This window comes from Neobacillus drentensis (genome assembly GCF_036966985.1).
GTDB classification, from domain to species: domain Bacteria; phylum Bacillota; class Bacilli; order Bacillales; family Cytobacillaceae; genus Neobacillus; species Neobacillus drentensis_E.
This window is the reverse complement of the sequence record NZ_JBALSN010000687.1, coordinates 1-2,077: the sequence shown is the minus strand read 5'-3', so window position 1 is coordinate 2,077 and position 2,077 is coordinate 1. Positions and strand designations below refer to the sequence as shown.

The following is a 2,077-nucleotide window of genomic DNA, read 5'->3' as shown; positions in this document are numbered from 1 at the left end:
AACTTAAGCACCCGTTTGTTTAAGCGTAATCCTTCACAATCTTGGTCTTAAATTATGATTAAGTCGAGCCTTCATTACTAGTTGTTAGATAAATCAATTTTTTTTGATAAATATATTGACACAAGAAAATATTGGATATAACATATATACATCAAGATAATTTGATAAAAGAAAAGATGGTGAGAATATGAAAGAAGAATCGAAATTAAACATCGAACTTCAAGACGTATCGTTGGACCGAATGTTTGAACAATATGAACAAAAGTTTAAAGCCCTTGCAGACAAAAAAAGACTTCAGATCATGAATCTTTTAACCAAAAACGGCAGCATGTGCGTATGTGACTTATCTCCCTTGATAGATATGGCTCAATCAAAATTGTCCTACCATTTAAAGATTTTGTTGGATGCCAACCTAATCAAAAAAGAAACAAAAGGAACATGGAGTTATTACGAACTGAACCAGGAAGAATTAAATAATTTATTGTCTCACGAGCTTTGCTGTATTTTCAAGCCAACCCACTGCTAATTTTTTTCGGATTAATATCAATTTTTTTTGATTAATACATCAAAATAAATTGATTAAGGAGGAGCTCAGGATGTTTTTTAATGAATATGAATTCCATAAAATGATGAAACTGCGCCAGGAGGAAACAGAAAGAAACGCCCACAATGCTTGGAAATACCAGGAACCTCAGAAGGAATCATTCCTACAAAACTTAGTCAAAAAATGGATCAACCGCGAGAAATTAATAACGGTACAACAAAATTGCGGATGCGCTTGCGAGTGCTAAGAATGGAGTCTCATTATTTACTTTAAATAAAACAATTTGGAGGGAATCAAAATGAAGTATGCACATGTTGGTCTTAATGTTACAAACCTAGAGAAATCGATCGAGTTTTACAGCAAACTATTTGGGGCTGAACCAGTGAAGGTAAAGCCTGATTATGCGAAGTTCTTGTTGGAAACACCAGGATTGAATTTCACCCTTAATCTTCAGGATGAAGTAAGTGGGAATCAAGTGGGACATTTCGGTTTTCAAGTAGAAAGTACAGAAGAGCTTAACGCACATAAGAACAGGCTTGCAGATAATGGCATCCTTTCCCAATACGACGAAATAAACACAACCTGTTGTTATGCTCTTCAAGACAAATTCTGGATTCATGACCCGGATGGAAATGAGTGGGAGTTTTTCTATACAAAAGCAAGTGTAGATATCAACAATGAAAATGCTTCTACATGTTGTGACCCTCAAACCAATGTTGAAAGTGTCGAGTGTTGTTCTACGACTGCACCAAATAAAAATAGATCTACTTGCTGTTCTTAAAGTTAATTTCATTTACTAAGGGTCTCACCCACGGTTGAGATCCTTTTTATATAAGGGGGATGATTATGACTGTCAATCATGCAGGTACATTAAAGAAGGAGTATTTTTTATCTTATCTAAACCTAATTACAATATCGAGAAATTGTACCTTAGACCAGGCAAAAGAGATTGCCATGGAGCTATTTTTTCATTGCAACACAGACGAATACGGTTTTCAGACGTATCAACATTTTTTGGATGCATATCACGAACTGGCATTAAAATAAAAAAGACCATAAAGGTCTTTTTTTAACAGCATCTTCCCGTATTACCGATCATTGAAATCCCTTGACCATTTCCGCTGCGATCAAGGATAAGGTCTTCCGTGTTCGGTTCAATTATAGGGTCGATTGCTACTTTTACGTCATTTATAGTGACGATAATATCGTCTGCTTCCGGCTCATCCAGAGCCAGTCCAATCCTTGGCTGCCCTCAGCCAAAGCCATCAAAAAAGATACGAATGTTTTTAGCATTCTCTTCATTGAACATTTTTTTGAATTCATCACGAGCGTCGTCAGTGATTTTCATGTCCATTCCCTCCTCTTGCATTGCCTATTTATTTTAATCCACTTCTTTAAAATAAAGTAATAAAATTGCTTGATAATTAAAGTCAGGAGAGTAAAAAATCTCCTGGCTACTCAATCCTCTACTCACCAGTTTCAGCAAAACGCTTAATGCGATTGCCGATTTCATCGCGGACACGTTGGAAGAAT

4 protein-coding genes are annotated in these 2,077 nt (G+C 35.9%); all 4 read left to right on the top strand.

Going from position 1 to position 2,077, the window contains the following annotated elements; genetic code table 11:
- Positions 1-187 precede the first annotated feature (187 nt).
- The 4 genes from V7659_RS30505 to V7659_RS30490 all read left to right on the top strand — a co-directional run bounded on the left by V7659_RS30505 (position 188) and on the right by V7659_RS30490 (position 1,591).
- On the top strand, positions 188-526 hold the full coding sequence (locus tag V7659_RS30505) for an ArsR/SmtB family transcription factor (RefSeq protein WP_335543759.1): 339 nt from the start codon (positions 188-190) through the stop codon (positions 524-526).
- Positions 527-596: 70 nt separating this feature from the next.
- Positions 597-791, top strand: a complete 195-nt coding sequence (locus V7659_RS30500) for a hypothetical protein (protein ID WP_335543758.1) — start codon at positions 597-599, stop codon at positions 789-791.
- A 51-nt stretch (positions 792-842) separates the two neighbouring features.
- Positions 843-1,325, top strand: a complete 483-nt coding sequence (locus V7659_RS30495) for an ArsI/CadI family heavy metal resistance metalloenzyme (RefSeq protein WP_335543757.1) — start codon at positions 843-845, stop codon at positions 1,323-1,325.
- 65 nt (positions 1,326-1,390) lie between these two features.
- On the top strand, positions 1,391-1,591 hold the full coding sequence (locus V7659_RS30490) for a hypothetical protein (RefSeq protein WP_335543756.1): 201 nt from the start codon (positions 1,391-1,393) through the stop codon (positions 1,589-1,591).
- Positions 1,592-2,077: the final 486 nt, after the last annotated feature.

Excerpts from the sequence above, each read along its gene's own strand:
- V7659_RS30505 (WP_335543759.1), top strand. The coding sequence starts at position 188 with ATGAAAGAAGAATCGAAATTAAACATCGAACTTCAAGACGTATCGTTG.
- V7659_RS30500 (WP_335543758.1), top strand. The coding sequence starts at position 597 with ATGTTTTTTAATGAATATGAATTCCATAAAATGATGAAACTGCGCCAG.
- V7659_RS30495 (WP_335543757.1), top strand. The coding sequence starts at position 843 with ATGAAGTATGCACATGTTGGTCTTAATGTTACAAACCTAGAGAAATCG.
- V7659_RS30490 (WP_335543756.1), top strand. The coding sequence starts at position 1,391 with ATGACTGTCAATCATGCAGGTACATTAAAGAAGGAGTATTTTTTATCT.